This window comes from Pseudomonas sp. DR 5-09, from assembly GCF_001655595.1.
GTDB lineage: Bacteria > Pseudomonadota > Gammaproteobacteria > Pseudomonadales > Pseudomonadaceae > Aquipseudomonas > Aquipseudomonas pharyngis.
In genome coordinates this window covers 1,039,634-1,057,453 of the sequence record NZ_CP011566.1, presented here as the reverse complement: position 1 = coordinate 1,057,453, position 17,820 = coordinate 1,039,634, and the positions used below count along the sequence as shown (strand labels likewise).

Genomic DNA, 17,820 nt, shown 5'->3' with positions numbered 1-17,820 from the left:
CTCCCGTGCGCTGCACGGGAGCCATCAAATGCTACTTCGGCGTGTCCGGCTGATTCGCCGGATGCGCTGCAATGAACGCCGGATGCTCAGCGGCCAACGCGGCCACCCGACGAATCCGTGGATACGCCTCCAGCGATACGTTGAACCGCTCGGCCGCGTACAACTGCGGAATCAGGTAAACGTCCGCCACGCACGGCCACTCGCCGAAACAGAAGCCGCTGTCGCCGATCAACTGCTCCACCGTCGCCAGCCCCTGACTGATCCAGTGGCCGATCCACTCGTTGACCTGCGGCTCGTCATGCCCCAGACCGCGCAGGCGATTGAGCACGCTGACGTTGTGCAACGGATGCACATCGCAGCCGATCACCGCCGCAACGCCGCGCACCTGGGCGCGGGCAACAAGGTCTTCGGGCAGCAACGGCACCTGTGGATAACGTTCCTCCAGATACTCGATGATCGCCGGTGACTGAATCAGCAACTTGCCTTCGTCAGTGCGCAGCGCCGGCACCCGGCCCTGCGGATTGATCGCCAGGTACACCGGTTGCCGATGCTCGCCACCGGGCGGTGCGATCAGGTTGACCGGCAACGCCTGGTAGTCGAGGCCCTTGAGTGCCAGCGCGATCCGCACCCGGTACGACGAGGTGGAACGGTAATAGGTGTAGAGATCCATGAGCCGCTCCTGTCAGCGCGCCGCCAGCACGGTGCCACGGCATTCGCCGAAGCCGATCGAAGCAAAACCTTCGCGGGCGCAGCGGGCGCGCAGGATGATTTCGTCGCCGTCTTCAAGGAATTTGCGCACTTCACCGGAGGCCAGTTCGATCGGCTTTTTACCGCCCTCGGTGATTTCCAGCAGGCTGCCGAACTGACCGTTTTCCGGCCCGGACAAGGTGCCCGAACCGAACAGGTCACCGGCCTGCAACTGGCAACCGTTGACGCTGTGGTGTGCAACCATTTGCGCGACGGTCCAGTACATATAGCGGGTGTTGCTCAGGGTCAGGCGATGGGCCGGCAGGTTCTGTTCGCGCATTTTCTCGGTGAGCAGCAGCACTTCCAGCTCGATGTCGAAACCACCACCCTCCTGATCACGTTTGTCGAGCAGGTACGGCAGCGGCTGCGGATCACCTTGCGGACGCGCCGGTTGCGCAGTGCGGAATGGCGCCAGCGCTTCGGCAGTCACCACCCATGGCGAAACACTGGTGATGAAGCTCTTGGACAAAAACGGACCGAGCGGCTGGTATTCCCAAGCCTGGATGTCACGGGCCGACCAGTCGTTGAGCAGGCAGAAACCGGCGATGTGTTCAGCGGCGTCACCAATGGCGATCGGCTCGCCCATCTCGTTGCCCTGACCGATCCAGATCCCCAGTTCCAGTTCATAGTCCAGACGCGCGCACGGGCCGAAGGTCGGCTCGGTCGCGCCGGCTGGCAAAGTCTGGCCTTTCGGACGACGCACGTCGGCACCGGAGGCGCGCACGGTGGAGGCACGACCGTGGTAGCCGATCGGCACGTGTTTGTAGTTCGGCAGCAACGGGTTGTCCGGACGGAACAGTTTGCCGACGTTCTGCGCGTGTTCGATGCCGACGTAGAAGTCGGTGTAGTCGCTGATGCGCGCCGGCAGGTGCAGCTGGCAATCGGCAGCCAGCGGCAGCAGTTTCACGCCCTGGGCTTCAATGTTGCCGCGATGAGTGCTGCCCTCGCTGAACAGTTCCAGCAGACGTTCGCGCAAGGCAACGCGGGCGTCGCGGCCGAGTTCGAAGAACGCGTTCAACTGACCGCCGCGCATGGCTTCGACAGCACTGCGCGCGACGCCATCAAACAGACCGGCCTCCAGCGCCACTTGCAGATCGAAGATGTGTTCGCCAATCGCCACGCCGGCGCGCGGTGCCGAACCGTTGTTGCTGAACACGCCCAGCGGCAGGTTCTGCAACGGGAAATCCGCGTGACCGTTGGCCGAGGCGACCCAGCTGCGGGTGATGGAATTCTGAGTCATGGGTTATCTCCGGGTCGGGTCGAACGTGGCGGGCAGCGTGGCCCAGCAGGCGTCGTAAGTGGATTGCAGTTGCGGACAGTCGAGGGCAAAACGGCTTGGGCGCAGTACCTGGCTGGTCTCGAACATGAAGGCCATGGTGTTGTCGATCTTCGCCGGTTTGAGGTCCGCGTTGATGGCTTTGGTGCAAGTCTCGCCGTCCGGGCCGTGGGCGCTCATGCAGCTGTGCAGGGACGCGCCACCGGGCACAAAGCCTTCGGCCTTGGCGTCGTACTCGCCCTGGATCAGGCCCATGAATTCGTTCATCAGGTTGCGGTGGAACCACGGCGGACGGAAGGTGTTCTCGGCCACCATCCAGCGCGGCGGGAAGATCACGAAGTCGAGGTTGGCCAGACCGTGGACGCTGGTCGGCGAGGTCAGCACGGTGAAGATCGACGGATCCGGGTGATCGAAACTGACGGTGCCGATGGTGTTGAAGCGGCGCAGGTCATATTTGTACGGCACGTTGTTGCCGTGCCAGGCGACCACGTTCAGCGGCGAGTGATTGAGTTCGGTGCCCCACAACTGGCCGAGGAACTTCTGCACCAGGGTGGTCGGCTGTTGCAGGTTTTCGTAGGCGGCGACCGGGGTCAGGAAGTCCCGTGGATTGGCCAGACCGTTGCTGCCGATCGGTCCCAGATCCGGAAGACGCAACGGCGCGCCATGGTTCTCGGCGACGTAACCGCGCGCTTGCGGATCGAGCAGTTCGACGCGGAATTTCAGGCCCCGTGGCAGCACGGCGATTTCTAGCGGCGCCACTTCCAGCACACCCAGTTCGGTGGCGATGCGCAGGCGACCCAGTTGCGGCACCAGCAGCAGCTCGCCATCGGCATTAAAAAAAACGCGCTCCATCGAACGGTTGGCGCAATAGTGATAGATGCTGATGCCGGCCGGTTTTTCGGCAGCGGAGTTGGCTGCCATGCTCACCAGCCCGTCGATGAAATCGGTCGGTTCGGCCGGAATCTCCAGCGGGTTCCAGCGCAGGCGATTGGGGGTGACTTCACCCAACGGGCCGCCCGCCAATTGCCGCTCCAGTTTAACGAATGCCGGGTGATTGGCCGACGGCTGGATCCGGTACATCCAAGTGCGCCGCGCTTCGCTGCGGGTCATAGTGAATGCGGTGCCGGAGAACAGTTCGGTGTACAGACCGTACGGGGCTTTCTGCGGAGAGTTCTGGCCGACGGGCAGCGCGCCGGGCAACGCTTCGGAGCTGAATTCGTTGCCGAAACCGGACTGGTAAGCCAGGGCTGAATCGAGGTTCATGGAGCCTCCTGAACAGGGAGTCGGCATGGCCGGACGCTCTGGATCGGAGGTCTTGGCACGCCGGGGTTATTTTTATCGTAATTCAATTACGCATAACGTAATTTGCTCGCTATCGAGCGTCAAGCTATAAAGACGCCCATTCGTTCCGGGACACGCAGCACCATGGAAAAAACCAGCGACAGCAACGGCAAACAGAAAGTCCGCTCCGCCGAAGTCGGCACCGACATCCTCAAGGCCCTGGCCGAGTTGTCACCGTCCACTTCGCTGTCGCGCCTGGCCGAACATGTGCAGATGCCGGCGAGCAAGGTTCACCGTTATCTGCAGGCCCTGATTGCCTCGGGCTTTGCCGAACAGAACACCGCCACCAACCACTACGGCCTCGGCCGTGAAGCGCTGCGCGTGGGCTTGGCCGCCCTCAACAGTATGGACGTGCTGAAAGTCGCTGCCCTGCCGCTGGCCGAGTTGCGCGACGAACTCAACGAAACCTGTTTCCTGGCGGTGTGGGGCAATCAGGGCGCGACCGTGGTGCACATCGAACCGGCGGTGCGCGCGGTGACGGTGGTGACGCAATTGGGGTCGGTGCTGCCGCTGCTCAGTTCCTCCACCGGCCTGGTGTTCGGCGCTTACCTGCCGCACCGGGAAACCGGCGAATTGCGAGAGCAGGAAATCGCAGTCGGCGCTCATCCATTGGCAGACGGAAAAGCCTATGCGGCATTGTGCGAACAGATCCGTGAACGCGGTCTGCATCATGTCCACGGCTTGCTGATGCCAGGCGTCGATGCCCTGTCGGCACCGGTGTTCAACGCCCTCGGGCAGGTCGCGGCGGTATTGACCATCGTCGGCCCGACATCGTTGTTCCACGCCGACGAAAACGGCCCGGCGGCGCAGCGGTTATTGGCTGCGACGCGGGCCGTGAGTTGGCGGATGGGTTATCAGCCAGATTGACGAGGCAAGGGGTCAGCCGATGATTCGGGTTTTACTGTCCGCGATCACGTAGGGAGAAGCCACGGCGGTGACATAACCAATCCCCACCGGCACCCCGGTCACGGTCGACACGATCTCGGAAATATCCTTGACTCGCGACAGCAGCCCCACCGCCGAAACAGATCCGCCAACGCCTGCCACAATTCCCACATACAAGAGAATGGAGCTTCTCCACGCCGAGGCGAGATGGTTCTTGCCGGCTTTGTCATCTCCCAGACTGTAGGCAACGATGCCCTGGACGATCGAACGTGTGATGCGCACGATGCTGCTCACCAATCCCACCGGCGGGACAAACAGCGAGACGATATCCACCGCAAGCTCGGTGATCACCATGACCGTGTTCCAGAATCGCTCGGCAGGTGTGGTGGTTTGATAGTCAACGTCGCTGAGCACACGGGAAATCATGCTGTCGAATTCGAACTTGAAATGAGTCACGGCATAACTGTTGTTCAACGCAGGGACCGGGAGAGCGCCTGAAGCGTTTTGGCAGCGAATGACAAAGTTCTGTACCACACCCCTGTGTTCGAGCCTGGTCAGTGCAATGACGTGATTTCCCAGGTCGGCGTCCTTGAGCCCCAGTGTCAAGGATTCGAGCGGGCGGAAACTCAGCCCGTCCGGAGCCTTCGGAATATAGACCAGCAGTTGCAGCTTCCCTGCCACCCGGCGTCCAAACGTATAAGCGCCCTCGATGCGTCGCCCTTCAAGATTCAGCTCGTAGATACCCTCCTGCGGAGTAGTGCCCGGCTTGAAAGGTTCCAGTTGATGAGGACGGTCATGATCGAGCCCATCGACCAGTCCCGTCAGCCAGTTGAACTGCTCGGAGGACAGAGAGCCCTGCATCTTCTGGGTCAATGCGGCCCTGAGCATTTCGTTCTGCTTGAGCTTGCAGAACAGCTTCGCCTTGAGATCCAGCGACGGACCGTTGGCGAAACGGTCGACCAGATGCCACTCATACATCATGCCCGGCCGCAAACCGATCAACGATTTGACGACCGTCGCATTCAGATTTCCCAGTGAAGAACCATCCCTGGAGACGAATGCCACCTGATCATCACCAGGCCAAAGCTGCCATTGAATGAAGAGCTGGGTAAGCGTCATCCAGTCCTGCCCTTTCACCTTGACATTAACGCGATCAGGATCGATCAAGGGGTGGTTCGGGTCAGAACGACGCAGGTGACTGTTTAACCGTTCCATCACCTGGTCTCGCGAATAAGAAACCAGCGTGGGGATATTCAGCTCGTCTTTCGACAGTTCGTAGAGCGCCTTGAAATCCGTGTTCACTCGGGTAAGCATCTCGCGATCCCCCGACGCCGCATTCCTGTACCAAACGGGCGTGGCCACCTGTTCCTCAGCGATTTCCCAATCGATGATTTCATGGATGGCCCCCATCAGTGGCCCTTCACCGCGCCCCCGAGTCCACTCGACCAAGGTGACGCGCCCCCACCACCCCGGATGAAACACAGGGCGTGGCTCGACATAAGAGAGCTCGTCTTTCACGAAGGCAGCGCGATCCTTGCTGAAAGCCTGAGCGGTCAGGAACTCACGATCACGTGGCTCGAAACCCCAGGAGATGAACTGTCGTTTCAATCCGGTCAGATCGGAGAATTCGTACCATTGCTGCCCGGTCGGGGCACCCGGCGCATACAGCACATGTAACTGGAGGTCTGGCGCAGCACCCCTTGCACGAAACGCAATCATGTCCTTGAACGGCTTGTAGTCTTGACGAAACGCAACGCCAAACGCTTCGACTCCCGAATCGCCATGCAGATACCGCTGCACCAAATTCTGCCCTTGCGGGCCGATGTGTTTTTGCAGGACGGCGGCGAAGTGGCTGAGCGCAATTTCCTGCCCCAGGACTTCGCGCATGGCTTCGCGAATCCGCGCCTGTGCGAAACGCTGATTGCGCTGATTGGCATATTGCACACGCAGATCAAACTGGCGGATGGCGAGTTCGATATTCGAAGCTGTCAGTCGAGGATTGTTGTGAAAGGCTTCGAGCTTGATCGTGTAGGGAGCCGCCGTGTCATGCACGCCGTACATGAACAACTGAGTCAGGGTTTTACGCTCGACATGTTCAATACGCCGCGTGCCAATGCGCAAAGAATATTCCACTTTTACCCAGACAGTATCAGGGTCCACTCGCCGGGTATCGCCCGCGCTGATGTGGGTTTCGACGACTCCGCGCACGTAGTCCTGAAAAGAAGATACCCCTCCCAAGGCCTCATGCAGGTTCACCTGCCCTCTGAGCAGTTCCTTTTCCAGAGAAGCGAATACTTCCTGATGGTTGGCAGTGGCATCCTTCAACCATTGCGGCCGGGCGTTTCGTTTCATCAGGGCCAGTAGTCTGGCGACCCGTCCCCTGGCAGCGTCGATGACCGCCTGCTGCTGAAGGGCGCTCTCGACCGAACGCACGAGAGCAGGCCGATCCCCGCCCGGCACCTGTAACCGGCGAAGGAAGTAAGCAACGTCACGCATTTGTTTATCAAGAAGCTGGGCGGTGAGGGTCTGGAAGATTTCGCCTTGAATGTTCAGGTAACGGATATCCGGAACGCTGCCGACCTGCTCGGCATCTTCCTGTGAAACGCTCCTGAGCAGTTGTGCCCGGGTTTCTGCATTGCCCAGACGTTGCTGCAACGTTTGATGCATCAAGGCGGGTGTGCGGAATGTTTCCAGGCCGTTCACGCAAGTGTAGAGGACAACCCATTCGTCATCGTCCAGAACCAGTTCGGGGATAGAGCGCCCCGTGAGGTACGTGACAAAGCAGCCGGCCAGCGTTGCGAATCGACCGTTTTCCAGTTGCAGTGAAATACTGTAGGCCGGAGTCAGGGACGTGCCCCTGATGTAAATTGCATAGCTTTCCTCTACCTCCGGCCTGACGCCTTGCATCTGCACCGTTGCGCCAAATTCCTGCCAGAACAGCGCTGCATAGACATCCTGCAGCTGAAGACTGCGCGAAGCCAGATCACGCCCCAAGCCGTCCTTCCCCGAAGAAGCAGCCCAGTATTGCGCCAGCAAAGGCGTGTACTTCTGCGCCAGCGATCCCAGCACATTACCGATCAACGAACCGACGGCTACTACATCCAGCCCGTGAATCCGGTCTTCTTCATCCGTGGAGTCAGGCCAATCGTAGACGCCGTACAGACTGGCGTCATAGACGGGCGCATTGCCGGACACCAGGCACTGCATGAACACGTCCATCAACAACCCGGTCGGTTGTGGATTCGCAATCTCTGGACGCTGGGCGGTAATGTACGTTTTGCTGATATAAATATTCGGTGATAACTGTTGAAGTTCTTTTAACACCAGATCCTGCAAAAGCGATTTGAACGACGGTAGTGCACCCAGCAAACCTTCCAGGCCGTACCTGAGTTTATTGATTTCACTCAGATGATTTTCTGCCGAAAACCTTTCAACTGTATTCATGATAAAACTCCGTTATTACACAGGATAACCAGACGACAAAACATCGTCCAAGCAGTGCAAACAACTTAACCGGAGCAAAACCAATAAAAAACCCACTGTCCATTGCAAGACATTTAAAAGGACCAGACTTAAAAAAAAACAACATACTTATTAACTGACAATTAACAACACAAACCCAGAACTCTCGCGCGCGCCACGGCATGCGTCCGGCGTTCAACGCCCAACTTTGCATGAATTCGCCGGACATGAGTTTTAACGGTATGCAATGAGATGAACAACTTGTCCGCTATTTGTTGATTGGAACTTCCCGCCGCAATCAACCCCAACACTTGCGATTCTCTCAGGCTCAATGAACTTTCATTGTCACCGCCATCAAGAAACGGATGTTCGGGTGATGACCCGGGGCGAATATCCGAAGCGGCTTCGTCAAATTTCATGACCAGACGCTGCAAGTTGAACTGGCAGGCCAACTTGCGCCCCCTGTCGAAATACTGTCGGGCAGAATCCCGATCATTGAGGATCGATGCCACCTCGCTCATTGCCAGCCACTGCTCGGCTTCCAGAACGATCATCCGGCAAGACTGAGCCTGCTCGAGCAGGGACTGCAGCCGCGCCACCGGCTGGTGCGCCTGCTTCAAGCGGGTCTCGGCCAGTATCAGCAAATACTCGATACGCGGGATCAGCTCCAGCGTCGCCGGCGGCGCCTGCCGTCCACGCGGGCCACGATAGTGCCTGAGCACTCGACTCAACGCTTCACGAGCCAGTTCGGGTCGTCCCTGTTGCAACCAGAACTCACTGCTGACCTGCAACAGAACACCGCGATAAACCGTTTCTGGAATTTGCCGCTGCTGCATCAACCGTTCGGCATCGCGCAGGTGCATGAATGCTTGCGAATAGTCACTCTGATCAGCGGCCAGTTGCGCCTGACCGAGAAAGCCGTACAGCACGCGCTTGTCAAAGCTGCGCAGGCAGTCGTCGAGCCCCTGCTGAAAGAGTTCGGCAGCCCGAATTGATTGACCCATGCTCAGCGCCAGTCGCCCCCGACGCAAGGCGATACGGCCCAACAGCGGCGTCGGTCGCTCGACGGAGGACGCGAGCATTGCGCAAAGATTGGCCAGCAACTCTTCGGCGCGAGCCAACGCGCCCCGTTGCTCCAGCAGTTGGGCGTGATCGAGTTCCAGCAACGCTTCGAACAGCAATGAGCCTTCCGCCCGGGCCAGGCACAGCGCTTCACGATTTATCGAATGAGCCAGTTCCAGCTCACCACACAGCAACGCTTGCTGAGTGCGGCCCGACAGGCATAACAGACGCGCCGTCCAGGCCTGCGGTGACAAGTCGTTCAAGGCTTGCTCGAAATGTTCGCGCGCCTCGTCCATGCGCCCTTGCAAGTGCAACAACCACCCTTGCTGGGCCTGCCATCGGGCGATCAACTGGCGCTGCTCATCCGCCGACCGTGGCGGCAGGAAGCGGGACAGTTGCGCGATGCACTCACCGGCCTGTTCGAAACGCCCGGCGAACAGCAGCGCCGCCGTGATCAACCCGACCAGTTGCGCAGACCCCACTAACAGTTCCTCGCCGCGTTGCTCGTAAAGACGCAACAACAGCACGACCGTCTGCTCCTCGAACAGTTGCTCGAAACTGAAGTGCTGCAACAGGCTCACCGCGACTTCGTACTCTTCAGCCAGCAGCGCCTGTTCAAAGGCGCATTTCCAATGGCGTCCGGCGGTGAACCACTGACAGGCCCGGCGATGCCAGGAACGCCCGCCAGGCCACGGCTCGCTGCGCATCAGGCGCGACAGCGGGGAACAGACTTGCAACCATTCAGACGAGGCCCGCCAGGGTTCGATAAAGCATCCCAGCGTTTGCAGATCGCGCATCCATTGCGCCCCTTCGCCGGCGCCGAACAAGTGGTCGCACAGGCTGGCATTGAACCGCGGCAAATGCGCCAGCACTCTCCAGGCCTCGGCCAGTTCCGGACTCAGACCGCTGAACAGTTCGTGTTGCAGGTAGTCCAGCAAGGTGTCCATGCGCTGCTGCGGCAAAGTCTTTTGCGACCAGTCGCATTTTTGCATCAACAACATCCGCACCCCGGCGCACCAACCGCCGCTGCGCCGAAAGATGCGTCCGGCCACGCTATCGGCCTGGGCCGGGGACAAGTGGCGCAACACCTGTGCGATCTCGTCACGGGTCAGCGCCAACGCCGCGGCTTCACATTCGTACAACGCATCATCGAGCAGCAGGCGCGGCCAGTTGCAGGGCGGACGCCTCCGAGTACCGATCCACCACGTCAGGGCCGGGCTGCTGACCGCCAGCATTCGGTCGAGAAATGCATCCAGCGCAGGCTCCGGGTATCGGCAGTAATCGTCGAGCAACACCCAGGTCGACGAAGTCCGTCGCGACAGTTCATGCAGCAGTGACGCTTCGTCCGATGCGGCCAGCCCCATAGCGTGTGCAAGCCGCTCGCAAAACTCGCCAGTGCCAAGGGACGTACCTGCCAGCGGCAACCAGCACACGGTGCAATTGACCGGCGCCTGCAGCAGGCATTCGGTGAGCAGCGCGGTCTTGCCGCTGCCGGCTGGCGCGCAGATCAGTTTGACCCGCGCCGCTGACTCGAGCAGAGCCGCGCAAAGGCGAGGCCGCGCAAGGTGATGGGAAGACAGTCTCGGGAGAAAATCCGCTCGATCCGGAGCGTGGGTCATGGCGGTCATCGGGTACGCCTTTTTATCGTTGTGCGCTCACCCTAGTCCTCTCCCTGCTGCTTGTTGACGAGTATTCAGTACGCTGATTGGCGCCCATAAAAAAGGCGACCGTGCGGTCGCCTTTTGCCTTGCCAATGTATCGAAACCCTTACCGTACGCCCTCGGCGCGCAAGGCCGACGGGGTATAGTCGGCAGCCTTGGCTTCGAAGCCGAATTCGAAGCTGTGTTTCTCTTCGTTCTTCATCCCCAGGGCAATGTAGCGGCCGGCGATGATGTCGTAGAGCGCTTCGAGGGTGTAGGCCTGGGCCTGGTGATCGTAGTAGTACTGAGCATGTCCCTCGGCCACTCGCCACAACTGTCCGCGACCGTCGTAATGATCGGCCAGCGCCACTTGCCAGCTGTCCTCGTCGATGTACATGTGGCGTTTGGCGTAGATGTGCCGCTCGTTCGGTTTCACCGTACCGACCACTTCCCAGACCCGATGCAGCTCATAACGCGTCAGGTCCTGGTTGATGTGCCCGGCCTTGACGATGTCGTCGTACTTGAGGCTCGGCGAGTCGAGCTTGTAGCTGTTGTACGGAATGTACATTTCCTTCTTGCCGATCAGTTTCCAGTCGTAGCGGTCCGGCGCGCCGGAGAACATGTCGAAGTTATCCGAGGTGCGCAGGCCGTCGGCAGCGGTGCCCGGACCGTCATAGGCAACCTGCGGCGCACGGCGCACCCGGCGCTGACCGGCGTTGTAGATCCACGCCAGACGCGGTTCCTTCACCTGATCGAGAGTCTCGTGCACCAGCAGCACGTTACCGGCCAGGCGCGCCGGGGCCGTCACCGACTGCTTGAAAAAAGTCAGGACGTTGGCGGCTTTTTCCGGATCGAGATCCTTCATCAATTGCGGCACGGCGACCTCTTCTTCGAAGCGGATCGGCGTGTAGCTGCCGTTGGTTTGCGGCGTCACCTGCGTGATGATCCGCCGCAGGTTGCCGCCGTGATAACGGGTGATGTGGTTCCACAACACCTCGACGCCATTTTTGGGAATGGGGAACGCGTAGTAGCGGTTACCGGTGAAATTGGCCAGGCCGTTGCCGTCGTTGATGCTGGTGACGTTGAGCGCGCTGCGTTTGGCCGACTCGTAGATTTCCGGCGGTGCGGCCACGGTGCGATGGGTCGGGTAGACCGGGATCCTGTAGGTTTCGGGGTAGCGCTTGAACATCGCCACCTGGCCGTCGGACAGCTTGTCCTTGTACTTGTCGACGTTGGCGGCAGTAATCGTGAACAACGGTTTTTCGCTGGCAAACGGGTCAGCCAGAAAGCCCTTGCTGTCGACTGCTCCGGCGTTTTTCGGGATACCGCCGGTCCAGGCCGGAATCGAGCCGTCGGCGTTGCCGGCCTTCTCGGCGCCCAGCGGCGTCAAGCTGGTGCCGAGCTTGTTGGCTTCCTCCGGCGACACCGCCGCGATCACATTGGCGGCCAGCAGGCTCAGGGCCAGGACACCGCATTGCAGAATCATCTTGCGCATTGCATTCATCCTTCTCGGGCAGATCAGAAGTTCACACCGAAGCTCAGGGCCACGAAGTCACGGTCTTCGAGGGTGTTGTAGTCACCACCGAAAAAGTCGGTGTAACTCAGGCTCGCGGTATAGGTGTTGCGATAGTCGGCATCGACCCCGACGCTGACAGCCTTGGCGCCTTCGTTGAACAGGCCGTTAGGGCCATAACCGGCGACGTCGTGGGACCAGGACAGGTTGGGCTTGAGGTTGATCCCGCCGATCACGTTGGCGTAATCGAGGATCGCCCGGGCGCGATAGCCCCAGGAGGTGGAGGTGACGAAACCGTCGGTGTCGCCGCCGAAACCGTACTGGCCGTACACCGAGTCGCGGCCGTAACGCAGCTTGCTGCGCGACTCCAGTCCGCCGACCCGCACCACGGCGGCCTCGCCCACCAGGGTCAGGCGCTCAGCGCCCCAGACCTGATCGAAAAAGTGCGTCAGCGTGCTCTGGATCTGCGTCACTTCCTTGCGTCGGTAGCCCTTGTTGTCGGCCCCCGGCGAGGTAACCAGCGGCGACGCCGTACCGCCGGCAATCGGATTGACCAGCGCCAGGGTCAGGTCGTTGGTGTTGACCTGCACCGGCGCATTGGGCCGATAGCTGATCTCGCCGGTCCAGGCGGTGCCGGTCGGCAACGTGGTGGAGAAACTCGCGCCGTACAGGCGAATGTCTTCCGGGTATTCGAGGTAGTACTGGCCGCGCCCGAGCATCACGCTTTGCGCCAGTCCCGAACCGCTGCCGGGGGCCAGGCGGTTGGCGATCCCGACCATGCCCGGCAGCGCCGCGAGGGTCGACAGACCGGCGGTACTGGTGCCGACGGTCGGCGTGCGGCTGTGGTAGTTCATGAAGTAAAGGCCGTACTCGGTGTCGTCGCCGAGCCAGCGCAGCGCCGTACCCCACTGCCCGGAATCCCGCGCATCGCGATCACCGCCACGGGGCACGATCACACCTTCGCGGGTCACCTGGATCGGCTGGCCGAAGGCTGCCGCCAGCGGCGCCAACGGGGCGATCGCCGGGCTGCCGACGGTGTAGCCGTTGTTGCAACCGTCCGCTGCCACGTCGACCCCGAAAAAGGTCCCGCAGTTGTCGAGGACGGTCTGATCCCATTCCAGTTGATAGAAGCCCTCGATCGTCAGTTGATCGGTGAGCCCCTGAGAGGCGAACAGCATGTTCACCGGAATCAGCCCTTCCTTGATCTCCGCACCTGGCCGGCGGAACGCCGAGACGTCGATCGGGTTGATGCTGTTGATCGAGTTGCCGATGAAGGTACTTTCGCCCCAGCTCACCACCTGTTTGCCGGCGCGCACGGTGCCCGGCAGGTCGGCGATGGAATAGTTGTGATAGACGAAGGCGTCGAGGATCTGCGCGCCGGAAGACTTCGCGCCTTCCTTGCGTCCCTTGTCGCTGATCGGTTTGAACTCGCGGTCTTCGTCCTTGAGTTCGAAGTCGTACCAGTACTTGCCGCGCACGAACACACCGGTGTCGCCGTACTTCAGTTCGAGGTCATGGATGCCCTTGAAGATCTTGGAAAAGGTCTCGCCCTTCTTGAAGTTCAACCGCCCGTCATCACCGGTGGACGACTGGCCGGTGCCGCCGTTGACCGTACCGACCAGCGACTTGTCGGCATCGCGCATGCCCCAGCTCGCCCCGACCGACAGCGACGAGTCGAAGGTGCCTTCGATTTCCCCGATATTGAAAGCGACCGCGTGCGCCTGGGCACAGCAACCCAAGGCCACCGCAGCGGCCAGCGCTTGCGGCGTGAAGATGGCGCGCATTGTTGTTTTTGTCATGCGTCTTCCCCGGTGAGTGACAGAAGACCCCACCCTACTGCCGCGCCACGGCGAGGATAAGCGCACCAAGGAGGTATTCACGCTGTCGCTCGAAAGGATGAATCCCCGCCTGCGACGAGGCTTCGCGCCCGCCATGAACAGGCTGGATGAACCACTATCAACACAACGGATAATGACCAGGCCAGTGCGCGCCACTGTTACATGCCCCGTAACAGTGCATGTCCGGAATCGCTATTTTTCCCTGACGCGCCAGCCCTTATTCTGTGCGGGCTTTCACGGCAGACCGCCAGCAAGCACAAAGTCCGCGACCGAGTCGTCGGCAATCGATTTCTGATGGACCGAAGCGTTTTTCGATCCCTCGCCCCGGTGTTCACTGACGTTGATTTGTAGCTCCTTGATCCAACGTCTTACCTTGGCCGCTGCGTTTGCAGCGGCCTTTTTTATGGGCGCTTTTTGACCCCGATAAATGATTGCGTGGCGCTCGCGCTGCTCTGAAGTGCCGTTTCCCTTTTCAGCGCAGGAAAGTTCTTTTAATACGTAAGAAGTTTCCTGAGTCTTTGTATAAGCAATGAAAGTTCACGCTTAAACGCAAGTTACAACCTACACCCTTCTCAGATACCTCTGCGCAAACTCTCCTGTAACTTCAACGGGCAAATACCCATTAGTGATTCGTACGTTTATGTTCTGAAAAACCAACGCACATTCAAAAGGATATGAATATGCAAAGACCACCTCCATTTGAATTGACGGAGCCTGTGTGGACAACCGCTGAAGCACCGTCGCATTTCAACCCCGGCATTTCCACTGTTGATCACAATCGTTATAACGGTCCGTTCGGCACGCCGCGCAGCCCTGCCCGTTATCAGCAGGTGTTGCAGAACTTCATTACCCCGCTGACTCAGGAATACCAGGCGAAGGCTGCACAAATCCCGCAAACCATTGAAGTCGATCTGGCCGCGACCCGCCTGGAAGAGTCGACCCAGCCGCTGCCGCCCGCTGCCGCGATCAGCCGAGAGCTGGGCGTGCGCAACCGGCTGATCCAGCGCAAGAACGCGCAACTGCAACAGCAGGCACAACTGTCCCACGGCTTCTACGGCAGCGATCCCACCGACAAGACGGTCTACCAGTTCCTGTCCCGGGCCTACGCCGTGGACAAGGTGCTGAGTCCCAACGGACCGGGGATGAACCTGTGGAAGCAATCCTATCGCGCGGCAATGGAAGTCAGATTGCTGACCCAGACGCTGGCGACGCTGCATCAACAACACGTCAACGTGCACAACTGGCTGGCGGCGGTACAGGCCAATGACGCCGCGCAGGCCCAGGCCGCAGAAACCGCACGCCGCGCCGCCGAACAGGCGCGGATCGCCGCAGAACAGCAACGCCAGAAAGCCTTGGCGGAGACGGCGCGGCGCCAACAGGAACAGCAAGAAGTCCAGGCCCGCGAGCAAGCGCGGTTGGCGGCGCTGGCCGAGGCACAACGCAAAGCCGCGGAACAGGCGCGGATTGCCGCCGAAGCCGCTGCGCGCCAGCTGGCTGCTGAACAGGCGCACTTGGAAGCCCTCGCCAAGCAGCAGCGCCATACAGAGGCTGCACGCCAGGCCCGTGACCAGGCACGAGCGGATGCGGGCCAGCGGGTTTATCCAGCGTCTGCCGCGGCGGCCAGCGCCGGGCCGGTGATCGCATTCGCCTCGAACGCAGCGCGCCTGACCCCGTCGACAGCCACAGCGATCCTCACGGTCCTGCGCTCGGCGGTTGTCGGCATCAACGCCTTGGGCGCCTCGCTGCTGGCACCGGTTGCGGTCGGGTTCGCGGCTTTGCTGGCGCCTTCACGTCTGGGCAACGGTGAGCGTTTCAGCGTCAGCGTGCCGCTGGTCGAGTTGTCTTCTGCCACGCCGCAGGCATTACGCGAGATCGCGCAGCGCCAGGGCACATTGCAGATACCGATCGGACTGGGGACAAGAAGGATGGGCGCCGGCGCCGAAGTCTTCGTAGTCAGCGCTGACGACTTTCAGGTACGCAGCGATGTTCCGGTGCTGCGTGCGACCTTCGATTCGCTCAACGGGGTTTACGAGACCGTCCTGCCCGATTTGCCCAACGACATTCTGACCTGGACCCCGGTCATCAGCCCGGGCGACAGCTCCACGCTGCTCCCGAGTGCCGATACCGATCCGCCGACATACAGCGGCGCGCCGATCATGCCGATCGAGGGAAGGCTCGACCTCCACCCGAGCCTGGAGGAGGAATGGGAGCGCTTCGTCATTATCTTTCCGGAGGACTCGGGGGTTGCGCCGCTGTATGTGGTGATCAGCAGTCCGTATGAGGGGGCTTCTGTTAGAGGAATATATAGCGGGCGACTTTTCAATCCAGCTCAAGCAGGTGGACCGATACTTCATCTTGACTGGCGTCAGGCAGTCATCACGGGCACCGGCATTTCCTCGGTTAAACTACACATCGCACGATTTGATCAATCAGATGCGAACAACATCATGATTCATCGACTTGAAAAAATACTGAACGGTCAAATGGCAGCCACCGACACTGATTTACGCTATTACACTCATGAGATTAGGGAACTAGAGAGATTTCGAGCGCTAGGATTGAGTGATGACTTCAAGCCAGACAAAGAATCCCCGATGTGGAACAACGCGCACAGCGCAACATTGGAGGATTTCCAACTGGCGGATCATGAGTCTTTGCTTTACACGGAAGATGCCATAGCGGCAGCAGACAAACAGGACGAAGTGTTTTTCAAAAACCTTTTAAAAGGAGGGCAGCAATGAGCATCGTTGAACAAATTGTCAAAAATGAGCCAGTAGAAGATGTTTTGACTGTGTTCGGCCTCGGCTCAGCTATTCCCTCCCTGGACAGAATGTTTGGCCGATATCGACGTGAAGTCATAGAAAGCGGAGAGTTGCTGGAAACCTACACAAGGCTTTTTGAACTCGGGGTGTTGGCAGTCGGCGAAGGGTCTGTCGCGATTAAAGGCCCCAACTGGTCCCCTCCAAAATTCATGATCGAAAACAGATACACCTGATCGGCAAATCGGCCACCAGGCTCTCACCTGGTGGCCTCTTCGGGTTACAACGAATACTTCTGCAGATTCCCCATCATTTCCTTCAGCGCTTCGATGTTGTCCTTCGGATGCGCCGCGCCTTCGAAATCACAGATCTGCTGCCAGTGCGCCGCGACGTCTTCCGGGGAAAACCCGACGCGAGGATCGAACCCGGCACCGAGGCTGCGCTCCCAGCGCACCTTGCCCATCCAGCCGCCGCCGACTTCGAACAGGCCGGAAGTTTCCTGGCACTGTTCGCTGGCCAGGTACACCACCAGCGGGCTGACCAGTTCCGGTTTGAGTTGTTCGAACACTTGCGGCGGGATCAGGCCTTCAGTCATGCGCGTACCGCCGGTGGGGGCAATGGCGTTGACCAGGATGTTGTTCTTGCGACCTTCGATGGCCAGGGTGCGGGTCAGGCCGTAGAGACCGAGTTTGGCCATGCCGTAGTTGGACTGGCCGAAGTTGCCGTAGATGCCCGAAGTCGAGGCGGTGAAGATCACCCGGCCGTAATTTTGCTCACGCAGGTGCGGCCACGCGGCGCGGGTCACCTTGTAGGCGCCTTCGACGTGGACGCGGTAGACCAGATCCCAGTCGGCGTCTTCCATTTTGTGGAAGGTCTTGTCGCGCAGGATCCCGGCGTTGTTGACCACCACATCGACGCGGCCGAACACATCGAGCGCGTTCTGCACCAGTTTGTCGCCGTCGGTGACCGAGTCATGGTTGGCTTCGGCGATGCCGCCGGCCTCGCGGATTTCCGCCACCACGCGATCAGCGGCCGAAGCGTTGGCGCCTTCACCCTGGGTCGAGCCGCCGAGGTCGTTGACCAGCACTTTGGCGCCCTGTTTGGCGAACAGCAAAGCGTGAGCGCGTCCCAGGCCACCACCGGCACCGGTGACGATCACGACTTTATCTTCGAAACGCACAGAATCATTCATCGGGGCAACTCCAGCAGACCTGAGGGACAGTGTCCCTGAGTGTCAGGCACAAGGCGTGCGGTCACAACGAACACGGCTGAGGCTGAATGGTGCGCGATAAGGCTG

11 protein-coding genes are annotated in these 17,820 nt (G+C 60.1%); 3 read left to right on the top strand and 8 right to left on the bottom strand.

The genetic code is table 11. From position 1 onward, the window contains the following. Positions 1-31: 31 nt before the first annotated feature. The 3 genes from maiA to hmgA are packed head-to-tail and all read right to left on the bottom strand — an operon-like array spanning position 32 to position 3,286. A complete protein-coding gene (gene maiA, locus PDR5_RS04650; protein ID WP_064593466.1) occupies positions 32-670 on the bottom strand; it encodes a maleylacetoacetate isomerase in 639 nt (212 codons plus the stop codon). Positions 671-682: 12 nt separating this feature from the next. Next, positions 683-1,987, bottom strand: coding sequence for a fumarylacetoacetase (gene fahA, locus PDR5_RS04645; RefSeq protein ID WP_064593464.1), 1,305 nt, complete (start codon positions 1,985-1,987; stop codon positions 683-685). 3 nt (positions 1,988-1,990) lie between these two features. Beyond that, positions 1,991-3,286 carry a homogentisate 1,2-dioxygenase gene (gene hmgA, locus PDR5_RS04640; RefSeq protein ID WP_064593461.1) on the bottom strand — a complete coding sequence of 432 codons (1,296 nt, stop codon included), beginning with the start codon at positions 3,284-3,286 and terminating at the stop codon, positions 1,991-1,993. Between the two features lie 162 nt (positions 3,287-3,448). On the opposite strand from hmgA, the gene PDR5_RS04635 reads away from it, so the two are divergent. Further along, complete coding sequence (locus tag PDR5_RS04635; RefSeq protein WP_064593459.1) at positions 3,449-4,231, top strand: IclR family transcriptional regulator; 783 nt, start codon at positions 3,449-3,451, stop codon at positions 4,229-4,231. 12 nt (positions 4,232-4,243) lie between these two features. Here the strand turns inward: PDR5_RS04635 and PDR5_RS04630 are convergent, their stop codons facing one another. From PDR5_RS04630 to PDR5_RS04615, 4 genes are all read right to left on the bottom strand, one after another. Beyond that, on the bottom strand, positions 4,244-7,693 hold the full coding sequence (locus tag PDR5_RS04630) for a dermonecrotic toxin domain-containing protein (RefSeq protein WP_064593457.1): 3,450 nt from the start codon (positions 7,691-7,693) through the stop codon (positions 4,244-4,246). Positions 7,694-7,854: 161 nt separating this feature from the next. Beyond that, positions 7,855-10,401 (bottom strand): LuxR C-terminal-related transcriptional regulator, encoded by a 2,547-nt coding sequence (locus PDR5_RS04625; RefSeq protein WP_064593455.1) that lies wholly within the window; start codon positions 10,399-10,401, stop codon positions 7,855-7,857. Between the two features lie 139 nt (positions 10,402-10,540). Then, on the bottom strand, positions 10,541-11,908 hold the full coding sequence (locus tag PDR5_RS04620) for a DUF1329 domain-containing protein (RefSeq protein WP_064593451.1): 1,368 nt from the start codon (positions 11,906-11,908) through the stop codon (positions 10,541-10,543). A gap of 23 nt (positions 11,909-11,931) precedes the next feature. Then, on the bottom strand, positions 11,932-13,725 hold the full coding sequence (locus tag PDR5_RS04615) for a DUF1302 domain-containing protein (protein WP_064593450.1): 1,794 nt from the start codon (positions 13,723-13,725) through the stop codon (positions 11,932-11,934). A gap of 719 nt (positions 13,726-14,444) precedes the next feature. Between PDR5_RS04615 and PDR5_RS04610 the strand changes: the two genes are divergently transcribed. Beyond that, positions 14,445-16,505 carry an S-type pyocin domain-containing protein gene (locus PDR5_RS04610; RefSeq protein WP_064593448.1) on the top strand — a complete coding sequence of 687 codons (2,061 nt, stop codon included), beginning with the start codon at positions 14,445-14,447 and terminating at the stop codon, positions 16,503-16,505. Further along, entirely contained in the window at positions 16,502-16,759 is a 258-nt protein-coding gene (locus tag PDR5_RS04605; protein ID WP_064593445.1) for a hypothetical protein, read from the top strand. Before PDR5_RS04610 ends, PDR5_RS04605 begins: the two co-directional genes overlap by 4 nt. 44 nt (positions 16,760-16,803) lie before the next feature. Here PDR5_RS04605 and PDR5_RS04600 read toward each other — a convergent pair whose 3' ends face one another. Continuing rightward, positions 16,804-17,715, bottom strand: a complete 912-nt coding sequence (locus PDR5_RS04600) for an SDR family oxidoreductase (RefSeq protein ID WP_064593443.1) — start codon at positions 17,713-17,715, stop codon at positions 16,804-16,806. Positions 17,716-17,820: the final 105 nt, after the last annotated feature.